The sequence below is a fragment of the Kistimonas ophiarachnellae genome (genome assembly GCF_057552235.1).
Genome location: NZ_BAAJPA010000011.1, coordinates 51,813 through 74,367 on the forward strand (window position 1 = coordinate 51,813; position 22,555 = coordinate 74,367).

The following is a 22,555-nucleotide window of genomic DNA, read 5'->3' on the forward strand; positions in this document are numbered from 1 at the left end:
TCAGTATGTCGCTTATAACGTTTTATTCCGTTTCGTGGTGGTTAAACCGTCTTCTGGCTGCTGCACTACTATCCTGCCTCATGTTAAATCCCCGGGTTATTGCCATGGAGCAAACGGTTGCACTGGATGAAGCACAGTGGACAGCCACTACGAAGCGTTTTTTCAGTTGTCGGCTCATGCTCAAAACTGCAAGCCTGGGTGTGGTATCGCTGCGCGCGGATGCCGGTGCGGTCAGGGAACTCAGGCTGAACCTGTTGGGGTATGCACCGTTTCAGGGCGGAGGGCTGGTCACTGTCGTGGACGCCCCCTGGCAGCACAATGGACGACAGGACGTGTTGTCAGACATTTATCGTGCAACCGACCAGGGCGTGGCGTTTGATCTTGGCAGCCTGTTGCCAGAATTGCTCGATAACCTGTTCGATGGCCTGTGGCTGAATGTTGAAATGACAGACCCGAGACAACCGGTGTTGTTAAACCTTTCGACAACCGGTATCCGTGATGTTCTCCCCGAATTCAAACGATGCCTGGGCGATTTGCTACCGGTAAATTTTGCGCAGATTCGAAGAACACAACTATTTTATGAATCAGGTAAATGGCAACTGACGTCCGGGCAGATGAAACGGCTACGGGATATTGCGCGCTATATTCAGGCCGATAAAGCGGTGATTGCATTGACAATTGATGGCCATACGGATGCGACCGGAGACCGGCTATTGAATTTACGATTGTCGCGTCAACGGGCGGAAGCTGTCCGGGATTACCTCATTGACGAAGGTGTGCCAGCCGCCATGGTGACCCATTTGCGCTTTCATGGACAACGGTATCCGGCTGCCAGTAATGCCACCAGGGCAGGGCGCCATGACAATCGTCGAGTCATGGTTGCCCTGCAGCGTAAGGACGCCGGGCCTGAACAGACGTTGAGCCAGGGTGTCAGCAAAGGAGCAGAAGATGGTTGATGTCGTACATCCAGTATTTATTGCACTGGATTTACCGCTGGCCGCTCAGCAGGCAGATTCCCGTGCGAGCTCATTCCCCTCTGATACCAATGGTTCGGTTGGCACCGGAACGGCGTTTTCCCGATTGCTCAAGACGGAGCTGGATCAGGTTAATGCGTTGCAGCAAACGGCGTCGGATCGTATGAACCGGGTGGAGTCGGGGCAGGAGGAGGACCTGGTGGGAACCGTGTTGTCAGTGCAGAAAGCCAGCCTCTCTTTCCAGCTGCTATTGCAGGTGCGTAACCGGCTGGTGGAAGGGTACCACGAAGTGTTTAACCTGCAGTTATAGTGTCCATCGCAACCATGGCTGAAGCGAGCACAGCGGGAAAGGCCGGTCGTCGTTTACGTGACGCATGGCATGTATTTCAGCAACAACTTTCACAGTTTCGGCGCCCTGAAAACCGTCGGCTGACGGTCGGACTATTATTCGGTGCTGCACTCCTGGCAATGGTTACCGTGACCTGGATCTGGTGGCAGGATCGTGATTATCGCCCCCTGTATGGACGACAGGAGCAGTATGACGCCGGCGCTGTCATAGACCAGCTCGACAAGGCGGGGGTTGCCTATCGTGTGCACCCTGATACGGGGCAGGTGATGGTGCGATCCGCTGAACTTCCTGAAGCCCGTATGGCAATGGCGACCGGCGGCATTACACCCTCTCTACCGGAGGGGCGGGCTTTACTGACGGAATCTCCCCCTCTGGGCATCAGCCACTTCATGGAACGACAGCGTTACATTGCAGCCATTGAGGGGGAGCTGTCCCGTACCATCATGACACTGCAACCGGTACGCAGTGCCCGGGTACACCTGGCGATTCCGGAGCAGACGGTGTTTCTGCGCCAGTCACCGGAACCCCGTGCGTCAGTGATGCTGGAACTCAGCGCGGGCGCCCGGCTGACGCCGCTCCAGATTGAAGGGATTGTTAACCTGGTCGCAGGCAGTATTGCGAACCTGGACAGAAATAATATCAGTGTCGTGGATCAGTTGGGTGCACCGATCAGTGATGAGCTGGATGAGACAACCCTGTTAAGTGAGGCGCGGCGCCAGTTGCAGTATCAATCTGAAATAGAGCGTCGCCTGGAGTCCCGGGTGCTGAGTCTGCTGGCCCCGTTGGTGGGGAGTGGCAATGTGCGTGTGCAGGTGTCTGCCGAACTGGACATGACATCGGGCGAGCAGACCCGCGAGGTTTATAGCCCGGACAATGAAGCAGTGCGCAGCGAATCCATGCAGCAGGTGGTATCGGGGAATGAACTGCCAACCGGAACGCCCGGTGCGCTCAAGAATGTAGAAAACACGACAGGGAAATCGTCTGTTCAGGAAAAACAGTATGTGCGGAATTATGAGGTGGACCGTACGGTCAGCCGTGAACAGCGCCTGCCGGGTGAACTCCGGCGGTTGACGGTAGCCGTATTGCTGAATACACGGCCAGTGATGCAGCAAGCCCAGGCGACGCAAAAGGCACAGCCATGGAGTGACGAAGAACTGGGACGGATGACGGTACTGGTCAAACAGGCCGTAGGATATACGGCTGGACGCGGAGATCAGGTCAGTGTCGAGTCATTGCCTTTTGCCACCGCTTCACAGAATGATCAGGAGATTGCGGGCTGGTGGCAACAGCCAGCTATGATCGCATGGGGCGGACGGGTACTGCTGGCTTTGATCATTGTGTTGTTGCTATTTGTCGGTATTCGTCCACTGGTTCTTCGCTGGATTCAGGCACGGCATACTCCCGCAAAGGTGACGACTCAGCCAAAGCCTGACAGGAAGTCTTCAATGGAAGGTCTGCCTGGCATGGATAAGCCTTCAGCCGCCACAGAGACGTCCTATGATGAAGATGCTGTCGGTTTTCAGCACCGGGTGGATGCGTTGAAGCAACTTGCACGGCAGGAACCCGGTAAGGTCGCCCATGTCTTACGGCAGTGGTTGTCTGAGAAGCAGGTTTCCTGATGGTAAGTCCAGGCATAACACGTCCAGATAGTCAGCGGGAATCCCCGGGGCCGACGGAGCGACGAACGCCCAGCGATGCGGCGGCGATCATGCTGTTGCTGGGCGAGGAAGATGCTTCTGCCGTGCTTAAGCAGATGACACCCTCGGAAATCCGTGTGCTCAGTGAGAAAGTCTCTGCATTGAAAACCCTGCAATCCCGGGATTTGATCCGTCTGTTGGACGATTTTGTTCAGGCTGTCAGCCGTGCCGGGGTTCTGGCGGGGAATTATCAGGCCCAATTGAAAAAGACGCTGCAGCGTGCGTTGGGACGTGAACAGGCCCGTTGTCTGCTGCGGCCGCTATACGACGAACAACAGCAGAATGTACTGGAAGGACTCCAGTATGCGCGGCCAGATGTGCTGGCCGGTATGCTTCGCAGCGAATCACTCCAGTTTCAGGCGGCAGTGCTCGCCTGTTTACCGGCAGAGCAGGGCGCGCAGGTGATGGGATTATTGCCCGGGGAAACGCATCAGGCGCTCCTGGTCAGAATTGCCGGGCTGGAAAGCCTGTCACGGGCCTGCCTGCAGAGTATTGCGGCGTTGTTGCAGCAATACCTGGATGAAACCGGTATGGACAGGGAGTTGCCATTGCGTGGTGTCCAGCAGGTGGCGGACATTATGAATCTGCTCAGCCGGGAGAGTGGCAGGGAAATCCTGTCCGGTATCCGGGGGGTTGACGAAACGCTGGCTGAAACCATTGAACGCAGGATGCTCCTGTTTGAACACCTCTTGCACCTGTCACGGGAAGACTTGCAGAAACTGTTGAGTGATGTTGATCAGAGAACATTGGCGCAGGCCCTGAAGGGGGCGGATGAACATCTGAAAGAGGCCATTTTCTCAGGGCTTCCCAAGCGGGCTGTGCAATACCTTGAAGATGAGATGCAGGGGCTGGGCAGAATCCGGCAGGGCGTGGTGGACAATGCACGACGTGAGATCCTGAAACGGGCCGAATCCCTGATCAGTGACGGTGAAATTACCCTGTCGTTTACAGATGAGAAAATGGTCGAATAAGGCGAGGGTTCTCCACAAATAGCACGACTTAATCCTGTTTTTACCCGTTAGTGACGCTGTTGCTGCCTATACTCCTTACTACTTTCCCATGGCTGTGCAGAATGGAACCATGCAGTGTAACGAGGCTGTCGTACGTTTTCGGTTTCCGGATATTCTCCCTGCCCCACCTCCGGAAGAAACCACAGAGACACAGAGTGCGCCAGTGCAAGATAGTGACCAGCAGGCATGCCGAATGCTGCGTCGGGCGCGTGAACATGGCTACCGTGAAGGCGTTCTTCTGGGGAAGGGGAACGGGTTCAAATCCGGTTATGACGATGGCTTGGGCCAGGGACAAAAGGAAGGTTATCAGAATGGCTATGCCCGGGGCCTTGAGCAAGGGCGTAATGACAGCCTGGAGAAAATCAACCAATTGCATACAGCCCTGACGACCGCCTGGGAAGCGGTGAGTACATGGCGCGAGACCTGCGCACATGAACTGGATGAACAGTTAGTGTCTGTGATCAACCTGATTTGTCGGCAGGTGATTCAGCTGGAGCTGACGGTTCGGCCTGATGGCGTCAGGGCGCTACTGGATCATGCGCTGGGTCTTTTGCCCCAGACAGATTCCGCCACCATACGCCTGAATCCGGAAGACCGGGTATACCTTGAAACACTCAATCTTGCGTTACCTGACCATTGGCAGGTGATTGATGATGATGCTGTCACGGCCGGTGGTTGCGTCCTGTCAACGCCTGGCGGCAGGGTGGATGCCCGGGTTGAAACCCGGCTCGCGGCGTGTATTGCAGAGCTGCGCAAAAGTCTGGGGCTGCCGGACGCCAATGGTAATGGTAATGGCAATGGCAATGGCGGATGACGCATTGGGATAACACGCGGCGAGGCTTGCAACAGGCCTGCAGCAACCTTCCACGCTTATCAACGATTACCGTTTCGGGCCGGTTAACCCGCCTGCGTGGCATGTTGCTGGAGGCTGAAGGCTGCCAGATTAACACCGGTCAGCGTTGCCTGGTCAGGAACCGGAATGGACAGCAGGTGGAAGCGGAAGTGGTCGGTTTTGACCGACAGCGGTTTTTCCTGATGCCCATGGAATACGGTGAAGGTCTGGGGCCTGGCGATACGGTGCTCCCTTTGTCAGGTGATACCGGTATTCCGGTGGGCAAGGCATTGCTGGGACGCGTGCTTGACGGAATGGCAAGGACGCTGGATGGAAAAGGGGCGCTGTTATGCGACAAGCGTATTTCATTGCATTGTCTTTCGATCAACCCCCTTCAGCGTCAATTAATCACGCAACCGCTGGATGTGGGGATACGGGTACTCAATGGTCTTATGACGGCTGGCCGCGGACAGCGCCTGGGCATACTGGCCGCAACCGGCGTAGGCAAAAGTGTGTTGCTGGGCATGATGACCCGCAATACCGAGGCGGATGTGGTGGTGGTTGTCCTGGTGGGTGAGCGGGGGCGTGAAGTCCGGGAGTTTATTGAGCATACACTGGGTGATGCGGGCATGGCGAAAGCGGTTGTGGTGGCATCACCTGCTGATGATTCACCGGTCATGCGCCTGCGTGCCTCCCTGCTGGGGCATCGCATTGCTGAACATTTCCGGGATGAAGGCAGCCATGTCCTGTTATTGATGGATTCCCTGACCCGTTACGCCCAGGCCCAGCGCGAAATTGCATTGGCGGTGGGGGAGCCGCCTTCCAGTAGGGGCTACCCGCCTTCGGTGTTCAGCCTGTTGCCAAGATTGGTGGAACGTGCCGGTAACGGCTGTAGCGGCACGGGCTCAATCACGGCGTTTTATACCGTGCTGGTGGAAGGTGATAGCCAGGAAGACCCGGTGGCCGATGCCGCGTGTGCCATTCTGGACGGGCATATCCACCTTACCCGACAGCGGGCTGCAGCGGGTTATTACCCGGCAGTCGATGTTGGTCTTTCTATCAGTCGCGCCATGGAACGGGTAGTGAGTGCGACCCATCAAACGTCGGCGGTGGTTTTCCGGCGGGCCTGGGAGCGTTGCCATGAAATCCGGGAGCTGATGGAACTGGGTGCCTATACACCGGGTAGCGATCCGGCCATGGACCAGGTACTGGCCCTTGAACCTCGTTTAAACCGTTTTATTTGCCAGGGACTGACGGAGTCAGTTTCCCTGCACGACACGATTCTGGCGCTGACCCAAATAGCGGAGGAATGCTCGCATGCAGGCAAAGACAATGACCCGTTGGCTCAAAACGCGACGGGCACAACAGCAGCTGCTCATGGCGCAGATACGACATCTGGCACAAACCCGTGAGCGGCATCAGCAACTGATCAGATTGCTGGAGGATAGCTGTTATCCGCAGGCGATATCGGAACCTGTCTGCAATGGGCTGACATTGTCCAACGGCGTGGAATTCTGCTGCCAGGTGTCCGCTGTTCAGCGGTATTTGGGAGGGGTACTTGATCGAAATGAGAAAACCTGCCAGCAACTGAATCTGGAGGCATTACGCCTGAAACGACAAGCAGAGGCGAGTGAACAGCGCCTGATGTTTCACCGGCACAGACGGTGCAAAAAGCAGTTAAATCGTGTGCTGGAAGAGGCTGTATGTCGCTGGGGTGGTGATTATGACTGAATCAGTTTGCGAGACGCGCGATCGTTGACCCGGTGACCCAGGGCATTATAGCGCTGGCGTTTTAAACCATTTAGCTGGTTCACGTAAAGCTGACAGACCCGGGATTGTTTTTCGAGTAGCCAGCGGTTGGTATCGCGTTGCCGCTGGCATTGCAGGGCAAGGGCAAGGTATTCACGGTGGAGGCTTCGGGCTTCATCAACCGCGTCAGTCGAGAGTGTGCAGCCGGGGTTGTGTAACCACGCCACAAGTGTCTTGTAACCCAGTCTGGCAAGCTGATCCTGGCATTGGGTCGTATGCCTGGCCAGCGCTTCGTGACTTTTTGTAATCAGTCCGGCCATGTGTTGCAAATGTGTCGTCTGCCGGCTGACCAGGGCGCTATGCTGCCGGGTAAGTTGTGTATGCAGGGTTTTCAGAAGTGTACAGCCATCCTGCAGGGTGTTAATGAGTGGTTCGGTCATGATCGTTTGAAAAACAGCGTTTCCAGTTGCAGTATTTTACGGGCAATTGTTTCAGGTTCGCTGCAATCTTTACAGGGTGTAACGGCCTCTACTGCGTCAACCCTTTCCGTCAGCCAGGCATTCGACAACCTTTCTGCGGCATGGACATCATTGCTGCGATTTTCCTGTAGTGTACTCAACTGGCGGGCAGTTTCACTGATTTCAATATCGGCACGGATGGGTTTAGTGGACGTATCGGACAGGGCGCCGGGCGCCTTTTCCCGGGGAGTAGACGAAACCTCTGCATTCGATCCCCCGTCAATGTCCCGTAAACCATGGGTTGAACCTGTCTGGCTGATAGTCATCGTCAGGATGCTTGCCTGTTTTCCACGTCAAGACACACTCTAGCAGACTGGCGGTATTTTGACCTGTCAGCGTCGGGCGCCGGTTTACATGGCGGCGACCAGGGCCATCAGGTGGTTGGGCGAGTATCGCTTTGCCAGCCTGTTGTCGTGGCGCTGAACGGGAAACGACAGTGTGATGCCATGACCGCTATTGCAGCTGATGGAAGGTTTGGCGTTGGCGGCGGTGAATGCCCGCGCAGGCACCAGCAGGGTGCCTCTGCCGTCACTTGTCATGGCCTGGGTATACATGTTGACCCTGGTCGGTGTTGTGCCGGTGATGCACAGGCTGGACTGGTTGTCGCTCATGGTGTGCTGTACTACGCGGGTGGGATGGGTGATCCGTAATGTGATACGGACGCTGTCGGCAACATGGCTGTAGCTGGCCTGGTTGGCCAGGGCGGTATCGGATATCAGCAGGCAGATGACCGCGAAAGGCAAGACAAAAAACAGTTTGAACGAGAGAATGAAAAACAAAAGGGAAAAGAGCGCAGAGGTCAGGAGTGAGGCGCAGTAGCCAATAGAATGAAGCGTGTACGCCAGCGGATGGATCGGTATGGGAATGGTTCCGATGGGTCTTTGCAGATAGATCATGGTGCGTATCCTCGCACAATCAAGTCGAGCTGCCAGGAGGCTGTTGCCATGCGCAGAACTTGCCACCCTGGTAACTGGAGTGTCCGGTGGGTTGCCGGGCTATCAGTTATGCGTTCACAGGGCAGGGCATTTGCTTTATTCATCACAATAGCGCTGCGTCCTGTTTTCAGTCTTGCTAACACAATAATCTCATGTCGTCTGATTTTTATTGATGCTGGTCATAATGGTGGCGTGTTTATTTGGATTCCAATGCTCTCTTTTCAGTCCTCTTTTTTTGGTAAGTAACATGCGTGGGGGCGGTCGGGAACGGTCTTGGAGGAAAATATCTGGAAATTCAGTACTAATAGAGAAAAAAATCAGCTTATGTTTCACCGGGCAGTAGAAAACTGTTAATAAATGTAAAAAAAGGTGATTGTTTTCGGTAATTCCGTATCAACAAGGCCTCTCGCGACTGATTAAAATTGTGCCACCTGCCCTGATAAGGCGGGACGACTGAATTGATAAAAAACCGGAGCTGTTCACGTGGCAATACCGAAGATTATGCGAGGAGGGGTTCGCGCCCTGGTGGCAGGCGTTTTTGCCTTTGGAATGATGCAGGCGCCTGTGGCCTTAGCGGCAACAGACGGTGAACTGGGGCACACCTCAACCGGTTCCCTGAAGGTCAACCTCAAGACCGATTACCTGCTGAAAATAGCGGGTCTGGAAGATATCGACCTGCCCTGGAACGCTGATGACATTGTCAGCGGCGCGGTTGATGAGAAAACGTTGACAGGCTCCATCGATTTTTGCGTGTTCACCAACAAGGGTGATGCGGACAACGGTTACAAGTACAACATGTCGGTCATTAGCGACAATGACGCAACAGGCAAGCCCTTCCGGTTGCTGGGCGCTAACGATGACACCCAGGCAGTCAGGTACAATGTTTTCATCGACGCGAATACGGTGAACAATTACGCCGACGCTAAAGGGCAGTGGGGCGATAATCACCAGGGCAGCAATACTGAAGTTGACGACCTTCTCGGCGGTAACAAGAAGGAACTGCTTCAGTGCAATAGCGGACAGAACACCCGGATGTGGGTGGTCGCGAACCTGGATGACGCGATTTCCGTGAAGCCGGACGAGTATACCGATACCCTTACCCTTCAGGTATCCGCCGAATAAGCATTCCCTTGCTTTCGCAGGCGATTTAGTTATTTTCATTTTGCAGGCAGCCATGACGGAGTACTCCGTCATGGCTGTTTGTTGTCTTTATAATACCACTGCGCCCAAAAGCCGTTGCCATGCCGAGCTGTTTGTATGTTTCAAGACGATGGAGAAATACAGGCTGGCTGCTGTTGGCCTTGCTGCTCACCTTTCCGGCGTTCGCTGATTACTCGGCAGGTATAACATCATCTCCCGTTCCACCCGGGTTCGAGGACCTGCTCGCGCCCAGGAAAACCCTGGCGGATGTTTACTACGGCGGTCGCCTGCTGGGCAGCCTGCCGGTGATCTACGCGCCCGGCACCCTGCGCTTTACCGAGCCTGAAAAGCTGGCGGCCATGATTCCCGACCTTATCGAACCGAGGGTGGTGATCGCCGCACTCAGTGTCGAGCTGGATCCCCATGCCAGGCAGGTCTGCCTCTATGACGGTCAGGAAGGCTGCGGCCTGCTGGAACCGAAGGTGGCGGGCGTTATCTTTGATGAGAACCGGTTCCGGGTGGATGTCTTTGTCAACCCGGCTTACCGCCTGGTGAACCCGGTAGACCGGCGCCGTTACCTGCCGCCGGCACAGGCGGGGCTGTCTCTGATCCAGAGCCTGGGCACGGTGGCGTCCGGCACCCGCGGCGGCGACAGCCCCAGCGATGACTACAGCCTCTACGGCACCAGCCAGCTGGCGTTCCGGGAAAATGACCTGGAAATCGGCTGGGACTACGCGAAAAACAACCCGTTCAGCATCAGCACCCTGCAGATGCAGCGGGAGTTCGAGGGACGCCTGTACCAGGCCGGCCTGGTCAACACCCAGGGCCTGTTCCGGTTCAGCAGTGACCGGGACCTCTGGGGCGTACGCTTCGGCCGCTCCGACAGCACCCGGCTGGACCAGAGCCTGACCCAGGGCACGCCCCTGGAAATCTTCCTGCCCCAGCGCGGCCGTGTGGATGTGCTGAAGGATGACCGCCTCATCTATTCCACCCTGATGGACGCAGGCAACCGCCTGCTCGATACCTCGTCATTCCCGACCGGCGCCTATGATGTGACCATCCGGGTGCTGGACGACAGTGGTCACCTGATCAGCGAAAGCACCCGCTTTTTTGCCCGCCAGGCCCAGCTGCCGCCCATGGGGGAACCCTGGTTCGCGCTGGAGACCGGCCGCGTCGCCACCGACCGGTCCGAAACCACCCTGCCGGAGGCCGACGGCCCCTGGCTGACCCGGGGCAGCGTCAATATCCGGCTGGATGACGCCCTGGCGGGTTCCCTGGCGCTGGCCACCCTGCCCGGGGAGTCCCTGCTGGAGGCTGGCCTCTTTACCCTGGCGGGTCCGTTTGAATTCAGTCCGGGCGTGATGACGGCGAGTAACGGCAGCCGCGGCGCCCGGTTCAACGGCATCTACCATGGTGGTGCGACGACCGTATCCGTGGATTACCAGCGGACATGGAGCCCACTGGAACAGGCGGGGGGGGATTTCCAGCTGGCGGGGCTGTCGAGTGAACAGGCGTCGCTGGGCCTTAACCTCGCCCTGTTCGGGGGCAGCGCCTCGTACCGGCTGTCCAGCCGCCGGGACAGGCAGCAGGGCCGGGTCAACCAGCACACCCTGGGATACATCCGCAAGATTTACCGGGGCCGACGCTCGGATATCGACTTGCGGCTGGATTTGAGCGCTGCCGGTGACGAGCGGGTTTTCCTGACCAGCCTGAGCTGGCGCTGGAACACCCATCACTGGGATTTCGGGCTTGAACCGGAATACCAGCAGCGGCGGGATGAAGGCGGCGACCGCACCTCCAGCTCAAGCTGGCAGGCGAGCGCCCGCTGGAATGACCGCGAACGGCTGGCGGATGACCTGTCGGCCGGCGTCAGGGTTCGCCATGACGAGAGCAGCGATAACCTTGGCATGGATGTAGACTATGGCTCCCGGCTGGGCAGTCTCGGGCTGTCGGTCAGCCACGTGGCCCATCGCGATGCCGCGGATACCACCACCTACGCTTTTGGCGCATCGACCAGTTTCATGACCAATGGCCGGATGTTCGCGGTCGGCGGAGACCGGGTGAACCGCAGCGCCCTGGTGGTGCGGGTGGAAGGGGTGCCGGAAACCGCCCGTTTTGACGTGCTGGTCAACGGCCAGCGCGACGGCTGGGTGGCGGGCGGCAAGGCCACGGTGATCCCGCTGACCCCCTTTGCCACCTACGAGGTGCGGTTGCGCGAATCCGGCGGCGGTTTCTATGATTTCCCGGAAATGGTGCGTGAAGTGACCCTGTACCCGGGCAACGTGGTAACCCTGGACTACGCGGCGACCAGCCTGCGGGTCGTGTACGGCTTGGCGCTGACGCCGGACGGCAAACCGCTGGCGGACGCCAGGATACGCAATGCCGGCGGTTTTGCCGGCACCGACGCCACCGGCCTGTTCCAGGTGGAAGTGCCGGCCGCGACCGGGGCGCTGGAACTGGAAACCGGTGACGGCGGAACCTGCAGGATCGCGCTGGACGGGCAAGGCGCAGACAGGACGATTATCAACCTGGGACGGAGCATCTGTCGATGAGGAAGTACGGCAACGAAAACCGGATCAAAACCCGTGCAGGCAGCCTCTGCCTCCTGCTGCTGACGGGGTGGCTGTGGGCCAGCGCAGACATGGCGGCCGCCCAGGGACTGCCCGGCCAGCCCTGGCGGAAACGGCCCAGGAACATCATCTGTGACCCGATTGGTCACAGCGAGCAATACAGCAAGGACCGCGCGATCAGTTTCTGCGAGAACGGAATTCGTCGCAACGGGGGCAGCCTGACCACCCTCAGAATTCCCTGGAATCCCAATGCCCTGGAACTCAAGGCGAACCGGGATTTCCAGATTCGTTCCTGCGGCAGTGAAAGCTGTTTCTGGCAAACCCATTACACGGTCAGCGCCCTGATGGACGGCAGCACCGATATGGTGCTGACCCATGAGACCGGTCGCTACACCGTGCCGGTCCACATCCTGTTTCAGCAGATCAACAAGAACCTGGAAAAACCGCTGCCCAATGAAACGGCCAAGGTCTGCACCGGTACCGGCGGCGGTCTCAACCAGTGCCCGTTTTATGGCGCGGGCCGGTTTCCCGGCGGTCCGATTGGCGACGATGACGATGACGACGACTACGCCCCAAACCAGGACTGCAAGAGATGCCTGCCGGTCAGGCTGAAGGTCACCGTTAACCACAAGGCGATGGAAGAAACGGGGCGGCTGCGCGGCGGCTTATACAAGGGGCGGCTCGAACTGAAGGTGGTTCAGGCGGAAAAGTCCAGCAATGTCAATGACAGGGTGGATTCAGGCAAAATCAACACTATCTATCTCCTGATTGAGCTTGAGGTACCGGACCAGGTCAGGATCAGCAGCCTTGAGGATGTCAAGCTGTCCTCGCCGTATTTTCGCAGCAGCCAGACCATCTGCGTGTACCGCAACCTGGAGGAAAAGGTGCGTATACTGGCCCATGGCCTGCACGACCACGATAACCGGTTCTGGGTGAAACCCTCCGCGCAGCGGATGCAGTGCGACTGGGCATCCGGCGAGTGCGCCTATTACCGCGTCCGGCTGCGCCAGGACGGAAGAACGATGGAACTGCGCCCCGGCGAGGTGAACAGCGATTTCAGGGGCAGTGTCAGCGCCAACTGCGCGACCGGTGACAATATGGAGATGATTATTGATGCCCCGGACGCAGAAACCATGCCAGTGGATTTCTACGGCGATACCCTGACCATCCAGGTGTCGCCGGACTAGGCCTTCGCGGTGCTTCCGCTTGCCTGCCGGTAGCAGGCGCCCTGCAAGTTCCCTTCCAAAACAGGTACACACTCAGCGTCTTGCAGGGACTGGCGCGACGCTGAAGTGTCCGGCCCCCTTCAGGAATCCTCATCAAACCTTTGGCAAACACGGTGCATGATGCACATTAAGCAGGCGGTGCATGGAAGGTCAGTCTCCGGCAATACGACTCTCATTTGGCTTTTACAGACGATCCGGGTGGTATTTTGTGTGAATCACTTCTATATACAGCATGCGGGTTTTATGTCACTGCCGTAGAACCCATCGCCCGTTGTTTGTTTTATTCATCGTTGATTGGTTTTGTTCCCACCCTATGTGATAACACGATGACCATTCAGTTTGATCAGGCACTGGGGAACCAGCCTGACGCGCTTGCTTTCAGAAGCGCCCGAAGCGCCATACTGGCGGGTAACCTGGTGAACCAGGAAACGCCGGGCTATCGTGCACGGGATCTTTCATTCCAGCATCTGCTCCGGGTAGAGAAGGCCCGTCAGCACCTGGTCAGGACAAACCCGCGGCATCTTACGGTGACGGGAAACCTGTCATCCGGTCCGGATGAAGTGACCAGGGTGCCTTTGCAAACCCCGCTAAATGGCAACACGGTTGAGCCGGATACGGAACAGCTGGCGTTTATGCGCAACGCCACTGACTTTGGCAGGGGCCTGAATTTTCTTCGCGCCCGGATCAACGGGTTATCCATGGCCATTAATAGCCCCTAGCGGTTCCGATGGGAGAGTTCACGTATGTCATTCTCCGCGGTGTATGACATTGCCGGCCAGTCCATGGCGGCCCAGGCGATCCGGATGAATACCGTGGCCAGCAACCTGGCCAACGCCCGGTCGGCGGCGGGCAGCGAGGCGGATATCTACCGTGAGCGTGACGTGGTGTTCCAGGCCGCGCCGGTCAGCGGTGGACGACAGCCGGGGTTTGGCGTCACCGTCGGTGACGTGCTCCGCAACGAGCGTCCGGCCGAGCAGCGTTACCAGCCGGGCCATCCCCTGGCGGACAACAACGGCATCGTGTATTACGCCAACGTCAATACGGTGGAACAGATGGTGGCCATGATGGCGGCGGCGCGGCAGTTTGAAGCTACTGTGTCGCTGCTCGGTACCAGCCGGCGCATGCAGGACCAGCTGGTTGAGCTGGTGAGCCTGCGTTAACCATGGCTATCGTGACCGGGCCGGTACCAGGCAGTGGCGTTGTGCCGGATGCCCCATCGCGCCCCGGCAAGCCTGAAGATCTCGGCAAACAGGATTTCATGAAGCTGCTGGTGGCCCAGATCCGCAACCAGGATCCCCTGAACCCCTCTGACAGTACCCAGATGGTGACCCAGCTGGCGCAGTTTGCCGGGGTGGAATCTCTGGCGGATATCCGTTCATCCATGCAGGGAATGGGCAATGGCCTGCAGGTGCTTCAGGCGACAGGACTGGCGGGGCGGCGGGTGACCGTAGAGACTGACCAGCTGCTGCTGTCCGGCGACCGCCGGGACATTGCCATTGAAGTGGGGGCGGATGCATCCACCGGCAACCGGGTCACCCTCCTGTTGACGGACGCCCTGGGCCAGACGGCAGCGGTTCGGGAACTGTCCTGTGCCGGGCGTGACCCGGTGCGGTTCAGCCTGGAAGAGATCGGCGGCGAATCCCTGCCCGATGGCCTTTACTTCGTGTCAGCCGCCTCGGGACAGGGGCCGTTGCCTGTAGCAGTCAATAGTCGTGTAAATAGCGTTTCCCTGTCAGCCGGCAAGGGCGAGGCATTGTTACAGCTGGCCGGTGCGGGGCCTGTGCCGGCATCTTTTGTGCGCAGAATCGAGTAGTCCCTGGTACACACGCATGATCGTGAGGTAGCGCGATGTCCATGAATATCGGAGTGAGCGGTCTCAAGGCGGCTCAACAGGAACTGGATGTAACCGGCCACAATATCGCCAATGTCGATGTGGTGGGCTTCAAATCCTTTCGCAGTATGTTCGCTGATGTGTACGCGGAATCCGGCGGTAAAACGGCACAGATGTCCGGTGTGCTGAGCCAGGGGACGTCGCAACGGTTCAGCCAGGGTATCCTGAAGACTACCGGCAGTGCGCTGGATATGGGTATAGAAGGCAGTGGTTTTTTTATTTTGTCCGGGGACGGCAAAACATTGTATTCCCGCGCCGGCTATTTTGGCCTGAACCGCAATGATGACCTGGTCAACAACCAGGGTTACAAGGTCCAGGGGTTCCAGGTGGATGACAAGGGCGATGTGGTGGCCGGCACCCTGGGCGATATCCATATTGAACGCAAGAGTATTCCTGCCCGGGCCACGTCACGGATCGGCACGACCATCAACCTTGACGCCCGCGAAACGGTCACGCCGACACGGGCTTTCAGCGCCCATGAACCCTCAAGCTACAACTGGGCCACGACCATGGGCATCTATGACAGCCTGGGGGTGCCGCACGAGCTGACGCTGTTTACCTCGCTGGCCGATCGTGACACCAGCACCTGGGACCTGTTTTACCGGCTGGACAACACGATGCTGATGGATGTCTCGGACCCTCTCAACCCGGTCTCCCGAAAAGATCAGCTGGCTTTTACGGGGGACGGCATGCTCAGCTCTGACGGCCTGATCACGCTGGACGGGAACGACGGCAACCTGGAAGGGTTTGACCCCGGTACTGGCGCCCTGCCGCTGGTGCTGACGCTGGACCTTTCTTCCGCGACCCAGTTTGGCCATGACTATTCCATCGCTGTCATCAACCAGGATGGCTATACCGCCGGCAAGATGAATGACATCCAGGTGGATACGGGCGGCCTGGTACAGGTGCAGTATTCCAATGGGCTCAAGGCCACCCAGGGACAGGTGGCGCTGGCCACCTTTACCAATGAAAACGGCCTGGTCGCGGCAGGCAACAGTAGCTGGCTGGCCACCCGGGACGCGGGTGATCCCACCTATACCCAGTCAGGCCTCGGTGGCGGCGGGGTGATCAATGCCCAGCGGCTGGAGTCCTCCAACGTGGACCTTTCGTCCGAGCTGGTGCAGCTGATTGTTGCCCAGCGAAACTACCAGGCCAATGCCCGCACATTGAAAGCAGAAGACACGGTAATGCAGGCGCTGCTCACGGTGTAGTCCTGTTCAGCCTGGCAACAGGCTAACTTCCAGAGGTCAATGAATGTTATGGACTATGGTGTTTACCTGAGCGCTGGTGCTGCCTGGCAGACCATGCTGGCCCAGCAGACCCATGCGTCAAACCTGGCGAATGCAGAGACAACCGGTTTTCGTTCTGATTTCAACTGGACCGGAGAACAGGCTTTCAATGCTGGCCTTTCGCAAGGGCGTGTACCCGGTACCCGCACCGGCGCCGAGATGCAGCTAAAAGGCAGTCGGCTTGTACCCGGCGACAACCGGTGGAGCGGCCGGGAACTGGATGCGGCGATTGTCGGAGAAGGCTGGTTCGTGGTGCAGTCCCCGACAGGGGATGAAGCCTATACCCGTGCCGGTAATTTTGTCGTGAACGGTTTTGGCGAACTGGTGACCAGTGCAGGTCTGCCTGTGCTGGGTGAGGATGGCGCCATGGTTCTGCCGGTCTTCAGCGGCCTGGATATTGCCAGTGATGGCATGATTACCGTCGTCGTGGAAGGTGGCGACCTGGTGGAAGTCGGTCGGTTACGGCGGGTGAATCCTCCGCAGGAGGCGCTGCAGAAAGGTGAGGATGGCCTGTTCCGTTACACCGGCCCCGGCGCTGTGCCCGATGATCCCGATGTGGCGGTACTGGGTGGCGCGCTGGAGCAGAGTAATGTCAATGCCATTGAAGAAATCTCGGATTACCTGCAACTGTCCCGGGAATTTGAACTGCAGGTGAAAGCGATTCGCACCTTCGACCAGATGGCCGCACGAGGGAATGAACTCCTGCGGTCTTCCTGAAACGCCAGACGTATTGAGGTAGTTGTCTGATGCATCCGGCACTTTGGGTCAGTATGACCGGGTTGTCCGCCCAGGACTATAACCTATCAACGTCGTCTAATAACCTGGCCAATATTGATACCGTCGGTTTCAAGAAAAACCGGGTCACCTTCGAGGATCTGTTTTACCAGGTGTTGCGACAGCCAGGCGCCAAGGCGGATGAAACCAATGATCTGCCTTCAGGCCAACAGCAGGGCACGGGTGTTCGGATTGTGGCCAGCCAGAAGGTATTCAGCGGCGGAAACCTTCAGACCACAACACAGCCCCTTGATCTGGCGATTTCCGGTCACGGTTTTTTCCAGGTGCAGTTACCGGACGGCACATCGGCCTATACCCGGAACGGTCAGTTTCAACTGAATGCTGACGGTAACATGGTCATGGCATCCGGCCTGCCGCTGGAGCCGGCTATCACGATTCCGCAGGAAGCCCTGAATATCACGATCGGAGAAGACGGCACTGTCAGTGTTTCCGTGTCCGGAGAAGTAGAGCCCCGTAATGTCGGGCAAATCACCCTGACCAATTTCATTAATCCCACCGGGCTGGAAGCCCGGGGCGGCAATATTTTTGTGGAAACTGTTTCCAGTGGTGATGCGATTGAGGGCGCTCCCGGCGAAAACGGACTGGGCCTGGTGAAGCAGTACACGCTGGAAGCATCCAATGTTCAGGCAGTGGAAGAACTGGTTAACCTGATTGTTGCCCAGCGTTCCTACGAAATGAACACCCGGGCCATCAAGGCCACGGATGACATGATGGAATTTCTGATTCGTTCATCATAGGCACAGCGTATGAATTCGCTGGTGGTACGACTGCCGATACTGATGCTTCTGATACTCGGTGGTTGCCAGTTGTCGCCAATGACTGGGCCTATCGAGGAGTCCAGTGAATTGCCTGATATTCCACCTTCCACCTATAGCGCATCGCCGGGCAGCCTGTTTCGGGGGTCGGCTTCGGCCAGCCTGTTTGAAGACCGGCGGGCCTACCGGGAAGGCGACATCCTGACCGTGGTGCTGGCCGAGCTGACCCGTTCGAGCAAGGCCGCGGATACGACGATCGGCAAAAACAGCGCCATCAATATGCCTGACCCTGTGTTATTGGGCCGTACCGGCGCGAGGCTTTTGGGCAGCGAATGGTCGTTGCAAAATTCCATGGATATGAAACGTAATTTCAGCGGCAACGCCAGTAATGAGCAGAACAACCTGCTGACCGGTTATGTAAGTGTTGTCGTGCAGCAGGTACTCGACAACGGCAGCCTGTATGTGAAAGGCCACAAGCAGATCCGGCTTGGGCAGGGAGATGAAATCATCTATCTGAGTGGTCTTGTACGACCGGAGGATATCACGCTGGACAACCGGGTTTCTTCCCTGCGGCTGGCAAATGCCAAGATCAGCTACACCGGTAAGGGTGATATGGCCGAAGCCAATGTTATGGGATGGATGGGGCGCTTCTTTAACAGCCGGTGGTGGCCCTTCTGATGGCCATGAAAGCGATGGTTTTTTTTATTCTCATGGCGCTTTGGCTTATCTGCCTGCCCATAAGCGCGATGCCATTGCTGGACCTGGTGACACAGGAAGGCACACGCAAAAACCAGTTGGTGGGATATGGCCTCGTTGTGGGACTGCAGGGGTCTGGCGACCAGACCCGGCAAACCCAGTTCACCGCGCAATCGGTCAATAACCTCCTGCGGCAATTTGGGGTGCAGTTGCCGGACGGCGCTGAACCACGGCTGAAGAATGTCGCGGCGGTGAGCGTCCATACGACACTGGATACTTATGTGCGGCCAGGCCAGGCGCTGGACGTGGTGGTGTCGTCCATTGGCGATGCCAAGAGCCTGCGGGGCGGCAGCCTGCTGGCGACACCGCTGAAAGGCCTTGACGGGAACGTGTACGCCATTGCCCAGGGCAGCCTGGTGGTGGGCGGTGTCACGGCGGAAGGCGCCAGTGGCAGCAAGGCGATGGTGAATATCACGACGGTGGGTCGAATCCCCGGAGGTGCGGTGGTTGAGCGTTCGGTGATCCCGTTATTTGACGACTACAGCCATATCATGTTGAACCTGAATGAAGCGGGGTACCGGCAGGCGCGCATGATCGTCAATGCCATTGACAGGGAGTTTGGCCAGGGAACCGCCCATGCGATTGATGCGGCCCGGGTGGAAGTTTCTGCACCTTATGATACTGACCAGCGGGTGGCCTTCATGTCGCGACTGGAAAGCCTGACTGTTCACCAGGTGGAACTGCCGGCCAGGATTGTGATTAACCCAAGAACCGGGACGGTGGTGATCGGTCAGAATGTCAGGATACGGCCGGTGGCGGTCAGCCATGGCAGCCTGGTTGTCACCGTGACGGAGGAGCCGCAGGTCAGCCAGCCGGGTCCGTTCTCCGGTGGCCAGACCACCGTGACGCCGCGCAGTGAAGTACAGATCAGCGAGCAGCAGGGCACGATTTATGAATTGCCCGATAGCCCGAGGCTCAGTGATGTGGTCACAGCCCTGAACAGTATTGGCGCGACCCCCAGTGAACTCATGTCCATCCTTCAGGCGTTCAGGCAGGCCGGTGCGCTGGAAGCCGAGATTGATGTGCTCTGAACGCCATTGCCGAGGAATGTATGAATACCTTGATGTCCTTGTCAGTACCGAACGCATTCGCTGTATCTTCAGCACCTGCGCCCGGAGACCGTAAGGCAGAAGCCAGCGCGGTGGTTGAGGGATTTGAAACGCTGCTCTGGCGGGAATTTCTCAGCAGCATGCACCGTACGACGGATGCCATTAAATCCGGTGATAATCCATTGTCGCCGGACCGGGGCTGGGCGGATGACTGGCTTTCGGGCATCCGGGCGCAGGCCATGACCCGGCACAGCCAGACCGGTCTTGCCGGGCACATGCTCCGGCAGTTAGGGATTGAAGCATCATGAGCCTTCTGGATATCGGGCTCAGCGGCCTCCACAGTGCCCGCGCCAGGCTTGAGACGGCCGGGCACAATGTCGCCAACGTGGCGGTCCCGGGCTACAGCCGTCGCGAGGTGCTGCAGTCAGCCCGTGAATGGTACCCCGCGGATCAGCTGCCCATGCTGGCGGGTACGCGGATTGATGATATACGGCGTGTGACGAGTGATTTCCTGGTCGACCAGCGTCATGCGACCTCGGCAGACTATGGCGACGCCAGGGAGTTCGGTGACTACCTGCAGCGGCTGGACGCTTACCTGGGCAATGCCTATACCGGGGTCTCGTCTTCTGTTGAACGTTTTGTCAGCGCCCTGGGCGCTGCCGAAACGGAGCCGGCTTCCACCGCCTACCGGCAGCAGATTATCAGCGAAGCGGCCGCCATGGCCGTCAAATTCAACAACCTGGGACGGGCGTTGGCGGATTTCGGTCGACAGGTGGATGACCAGCTTGGCGCGATATCCGTACAGGCGTCTGCACTTTCGGAGTGCGTGGCCACGTTGAACGGAACCATTCGGGAAGGTTACAGCCGTGGCTCCCCTGTTGCAGACCTGGAAGACCAGCGGGATCAGTTGATTAACCAGTTAACGACACTGGTTGGTGTACAGGGCCTGCGTCAGCCGGACGGGATGATCAACCTGTTTTTCCCATCCGGCCAGTCGCTGGTTCAGGGCGGGCGCGCCAATGGATTGATGATGCCAAACAGTGCGCCCGACGCCCTGGCGATGCTACCCCTGCTGGACAGGGGAGACACCCCGGAACCGTTGCAAACGGACACTGGCGAACTGTATGGACTGACGCGTTTCCGGTCCGAGGTATTAGTGCCGGTAATGAACCGGCTGGGTTGGCAGGCCGCCATTATCAGCGCAGGCAACAACCGGATCCTGGCGGAGGGGCGGGATTTGTCAGGCAATCCGGGGGGCGCCCTGTTCAATGACGTAAACGACGTCGCCGCCACCCGCGCCCGGGTCATTCCTGAACAGTTATCAGGCAGCGCCACGGCAACACTGGCCGTGGATACCGAACAACTGGCTGAGCTCAAGCCCAGTGACTACAGGCTGAGGGTGACCGAACAGGGAGGGCAGTTGAATTACACCGTCCGGAACCTGGCGGACAACCGTGAAGTCGCCGCCGGTACCCTGGATGCGTCAGTGACAACCCGTGTGACCTTTGAAGGGTTGGTGCTGGAACTGTCGCCGGGTTCCGCGAAAGACGACTGCTATCTTTTAACTCCCTGGCGAAATGAAACCGCCGCGATGGGAACCGTGTTGACGGAGCCGGATCAACTGGGGCTGGCCGCGCCGGGTAACGGACCCGGCGACAACAGCAACCTGGCCAACCTGATGCACTTCATGCAGTCAGAACGATTCAGCGCGGGCACCCTGCCGGAATCCTCCGACCGGTTACTGGGGGATATCGCCACCCGCAGCTGGCAGGCGACACAGCAGGCGGAATCTCTTGGTTTGCTGAAGCAGGAAGCGGATGCCGCCTGGGAGTCACGGAGCGGGGTGAACCTGGATGAGGAAGCGGGTGACCTGATGCGTTTCCAGCAGCACTACCAAGCCAATGCGCGGGTGTTGACGGCGGCGCAACGGGTGCTGGATACGTTGTTGTCTCTCTAGAAGACGGGGCACCGTGGTGCTGTCAGGCGAGGTTGAATCATGAGTGAGTTCAGAATCAGTACCGGCCAGATGTTTGATAATCTCCGGCACCGGTTGCAGGAGACCACCGGGGACCTCAACCGGACGTGGGATCGCGTTGCCGAAGGAAAACGCTTGTCCCAGCCGGCAGACGATCCCCTGGCCGCGGTGAGACTCCAGGGTATTTCCCGCGAGCAGGCCAGTCACGGCCGTTTCCTGGAAAACACCGCCGTGCTTGACGCCTTCCTGGACCGGGAAGACAACACCCTGGCCGCCTATGGCAATTTATTACAACGCTGTCGTGAACTGGTCGTGCAGGCGGCGAATGGCGCCATGGATCCCGCCAGCCTGCGGGCGATTGGCTGGGAAGTGCAGGGGCTGACGGATGGGGTGGCTTCCCTCATTAATGCCCGGGGGCCGGAGGGACGCTATCTGTTTGGCGGTTTTCGTGATGACCAGCCACCGGTTCTGCAAGACGCGGCCGGTCGCTGGGTGATCAACAATGACGACCCGGGCCAACGACAGGTGACGATTGCCGAGGGCTGGCAGGTGTCGGCGAATGATACCGCGGCCGGACTGTGTTTCCGCATTGACGATGGCCAGGGCGGAACCTTTAACCTGCTCGATGCACTGGTCAGCCTCCGGGACCTGTTGATGTCGCCGGGCGAGGATGTGAATGAGCAGCTCAATCAATCCTTGCTGCTTATCGACCAGGGAATGAACCAGGCCTTCAGGATTCAGACGGAGGTCGGCACCCGGCAGCATATCATGGCCATCAGTAATGAATCCCTGGACCAGCAACAGCTCTATGCCGACCTGCTGGCGTCACGCCTGGGCGACCTGGATTACGCCGCCGCCATGACCGAACTGAACCGCGAGATGACCGCGCTGGAAGCCACCCGGCAAAGTGTCGTGCAACTGGCGGGCTTATCTCTGTTTGATTACCTGTAGCTGTTCAATGATGAGTTGTCGTTTATTACATCAATGCATCGCAATAGAAAAAAACAGTATTTAAGCACACGGTGATTTGCGTCGAGTTTAAAGG

Annotated in this window: 24 protein-coding genes; 21 read left to right on the forward strand and 3 right to left on the reverse strand. The window is 58.2% G+C overall.

Going from position 1 to position 22,555, the window contains the following annotated elements; translation table 11 throughout:
- The first annotated feature begins 104 nt into the window (after window positions 1-104).
- The 7 genes from AC27K1_RS14590 to AC27K1_RS14620 all read left to right on the forward strand — a co-directional run bounded on the left by AC27K1_RS14590 (window position 105) and on the right by AC27K1_RS14620 (window position 6,593).
- The gene (locus AC27K1_RS14590; protein ID WP_487151548.1) at window positions 105-956 is read left to right on the forward strand and encodes an OmpA family protein; all 852 of its coding nucleotides are present in this window, start codon (window positions 105-107) and stop codon (window positions 954-956) included.
- Window positions 949-1,284 (forward strand): flagellar hook-basal body complex protein FliE, encoded by a 336-nt coding sequence (fliE, locus tag AC27K1_RS14595; RefSeq protein ID WP_487151549.1) that lies wholly within the window; start codon window positions 949-951, stop codon window positions 1,282-1,284. The genes AC27K1_RS14590 and fliE overlap by 8 nt, the downstream gene beginning before the upstream one ends.
- Window positions 1,284-2,942, forward strand: a complete 1,659-nt coding sequence (gene fliF, locus AC27K1_RS14600; RefSeq protein ID WP_487151550.1) for a flagellar basal-body MS-ring/collar protein FliF — start codon at window positions 1,284-1,286, stop codon at window positions 2,940-2,942. Before fliE ends, fliF begins: the two co-directional genes overlap by 1 nt.
- On the forward strand, window positions 2,942-3,991 hold the full coding sequence (locus tag AC27K1_RS14605; protein ID WP_487151551.1) for a flagellar motor switch protein FliG: 1,050 nt from the start codon (window positions 2,942-2,944) through the stop codon (window positions 3,989-3,991). Before fliF ends, AC27K1_RS14605 begins: the two co-directional genes overlap by 1 nt.
- Window positions 3,992-4,100: 109 nt before the next feature.
- The gene (locus tag AC27K1_RS14610) at window positions 4,101-4,844 is read left to right on the forward strand and encodes a FliH/SctL family protein (RefSeq protein ID WP_487151552.1); all 744 of its coding nucleotides are present in this window, start codon (window positions 4,101-4,103) and stop codon (window positions 4,842-4,844) included.
- Complete coding sequence (locus tag AC27K1_RS14615) at window positions 4,841-6,274, forward strand: FliI/YscN family ATPase (protein ID WP_487151553.1); 1,434 nt, start codon at window positions 4,841-4,843, stop codon at window positions 6,272-6,274. The genes AC27K1_RS14610 and AC27K1_RS14615 overlap by 4 nt, the downstream gene beginning before the upstream one ends.
- Window positions 6,240-6,593, forward strand: a complete 354-nt coding sequence (locus tag AC27K1_RS14620) for a hypothetical protein (protein WP_487151554.1) — start codon at window positions 6,240-6,242, stop codon at window positions 6,591-6,593. Before AC27K1_RS14615 ends, AC27K1_RS14620 begins: the two co-directional genes overlap by 35 nt.
- Here the strand turns inward: AC27K1_RS14620 and flgN are convergent.
- The 3 genes from flgN to AC27K1_RS14635 form a co-directional block, all read right to left on the reverse strand.
- Complete coding sequence (gene flgN / locus AC27K1_RS14625; RefSeq protein WP_487151555.1) at window positions 6,584-7,051, reverse strand: flagellar export chaperone FlgN; 468 nt, start codon at window positions 7,049-7,051, stop codon at window positions 6,584-6,586. The genes AC27K1_RS14620 and flgN overlap by 10 nt on opposite strands.
- Window positions 7,048-7,395: a hypothetical protein gene (locus tag AC27K1_RS14630; RefSeq protein ID WP_487151556.1), complete on the reverse strand. Its 348-nt coding sequence runs from the start codon at window positions 7,393-7,395 to the stop codon at window positions 7,048-7,050. The genes flgN and AC27K1_RS14630 overlap by 4 nt, the downstream gene beginning before the upstream one ends.
- An 84-nt stretch (window positions 7,396-7,479) precedes the next feature.
- Window positions 7,480-8,025, reverse strand: a complete 546-nt coding sequence (locus tag AC27K1_RS14635) for a hypothetical protein (protein WP_487151557.1) — start codon at window positions 8,023-8,025, stop codon at window positions 7,480-7,482.
- Window positions 8,026-8,547: 522 nt separating this feature from the next.
- On the opposite strand from AC27K1_RS14635, the gene AC27K1_RS14640 reads away from it, so the two are divergent.
- From AC27K1_RS14640 to flgL, 14 genes are all read left to right on the forward strand, one after another.
- Window positions 8,548-9,186 carry a hypothetical protein gene (locus AC27K1_RS14640; RefSeq protein WP_487151558.1) on the forward strand — a complete coding sequence of 213 codons (639 nt, stop codon included), beginning with the start codon at window positions 8,548-8,550 and terminating at the stop codon, window positions 9,184-9,186.
- Window positions 9,187-9,359: 173 nt separating this feature from the next.
- Window positions 9,360-11,756, forward strand: a complete 2,397-nt coding sequence (locus tag AC27K1_RS14645; RefSeq protein WP_487151559.1) for a TcfC E-set like domain-containing protein — start codon at window positions 9,360-9,362, stop codon at window positions 11,754-11,756.
- Complete coding sequence (locus AC27K1_RS14650; RefSeq protein ID WP_487151560.1) at window positions 11,753-12,961, forward strand: hypothetical protein; 1,209 nt, start codon at window positions 11,753-11,755, stop codon at window positions 12,959-12,961. Before AC27K1_RS14645 ends, AC27K1_RS14650 begins: the two co-directional genes overlap by 4 nt.
- A 365-nt stretch (window positions 12,962-13,326) precedes the next feature.
- A complete protein-coding gene (flgB, locus tag AC27K1_RS14655) occupies window positions 13,327-13,719 on the forward strand; it encodes a flagellar basal body rod protein FlgB (protein WP_487151561.1) in 393 nt (130 codons plus the stop codon).
- A gap of 24 nt (window positions 13,720-13,743) precedes the next feature.
- Window positions 13,744-14,160: a flagellar basal body rod protein FlgC gene (gene flgC, locus AC27K1_RS14660; protein ID WP_487151562.1), complete on the forward strand. Its 417-nt coding sequence runs from the start codon at window positions 13,744-13,746 to the stop codon at window positions 14,158-14,160.
- A gap of 2 nt (window positions 14,161-14,162) precedes the next feature.
- Entirely contained in the window at window positions 14,163-14,813 is a 651-nt protein-coding gene (locus tag AC27K1_RS14665; RefSeq protein WP_487151563.1) for a flagellar hook assembly protein FlgD, read from the forward strand.
- Between the two features lie 35 nt (window positions 14,814-14,848).
- On the forward strand, window positions 14,849-16,102 hold the full coding sequence (locus AC27K1_RS14670) for a flagellar hook protein FlgE (protein ID WP_487151564.1): 1,254 nt from the start codon (window positions 14,849-14,851) through the stop codon (window positions 16,100-16,102).
- Window positions 16,103-16,141: 39 nt separating this feature from the next.
- Window positions 16,142-16,897, forward strand: a complete 756-nt coding sequence (locus AC27K1_RS14675; RefSeq protein ID WP_487151565.1) for a flagellar basal body rod protein FlgF — start codon at window positions 16,142-16,144, stop codon at window positions 16,895-16,897.
- Window positions 16,898-16,926: 29 nt separating this feature from the next.
- On the forward strand, window positions 16,927-17,712 hold the full coding sequence (gene flgG, locus AC27K1_RS14680) for a flagellar basal-body rod protein FlgG (RefSeq protein WP_487151566.1): 786 nt from the start codon (window positions 16,927-16,929) through the stop codon (window positions 17,710-17,712).
- A gap of 9 nt (window positions 17,713-17,721) precedes the next feature.
- Window positions 17,722-18,408, forward strand: a complete 687-nt coding sequence (locus AC27K1_RS14685; RefSeq protein WP_487151567.1) for a flagellar basal body L-ring protein FlgH — start codon at window positions 17,722-17,724, stop codon at window positions 18,406-18,408.
- Window positions 18,408-19,517: a flagellar basal body P-ring protein FlgI gene (locus tag AC27K1_RS14690; protein ID WP_487151568.1), complete on the forward strand. Its 1,110-nt coding sequence runs from the start codon at window positions 18,408-18,410 to the stop codon at window positions 19,515-19,517. Before AC27K1_RS14685 ends, AC27K1_RS14690 begins: the two co-directional genes overlap by 1 nt.
- Window positions 19,518-19,537: 20 nt before the next feature.
- Window positions 19,538-19,843: a hypothetical protein gene (locus AC27K1_RS14695; protein WP_487151569.1), complete on the forward strand. Its 306-nt coding sequence runs from the start codon at window positions 19,538-19,540 to the stop codon at window positions 19,841-19,843.
- Window positions 19,840-21,492 carry a flagellar hook-associated protein FlgK gene (locus AC27K1_RS14700; RefSeq protein WP_487151570.1) on the forward strand — a complete coding sequence of 551 codons (1,653 nt, stop codon included), beginning with the start codon at window positions 19,840-19,842 and terminating at the stop codon, window positions 21,490-21,492. The genes AC27K1_RS14695 and AC27K1_RS14700 overlap by 4 nt, the downstream gene beginning before the upstream one ends.
- Window positions 21,493-21,531: 39 nt before the next feature.
- A complete protein-coding gene (gene flgL, locus AC27K1_RS14705) occupies window positions 21,532-22,461 on the forward strand; it encodes a flagellar hook-associated protein FlgL (protein WP_487151571.1) in 930 nt (309 codons plus the stop codon).
- Window positions 22,462-22,555: the final 94 nt, after the last annotated feature.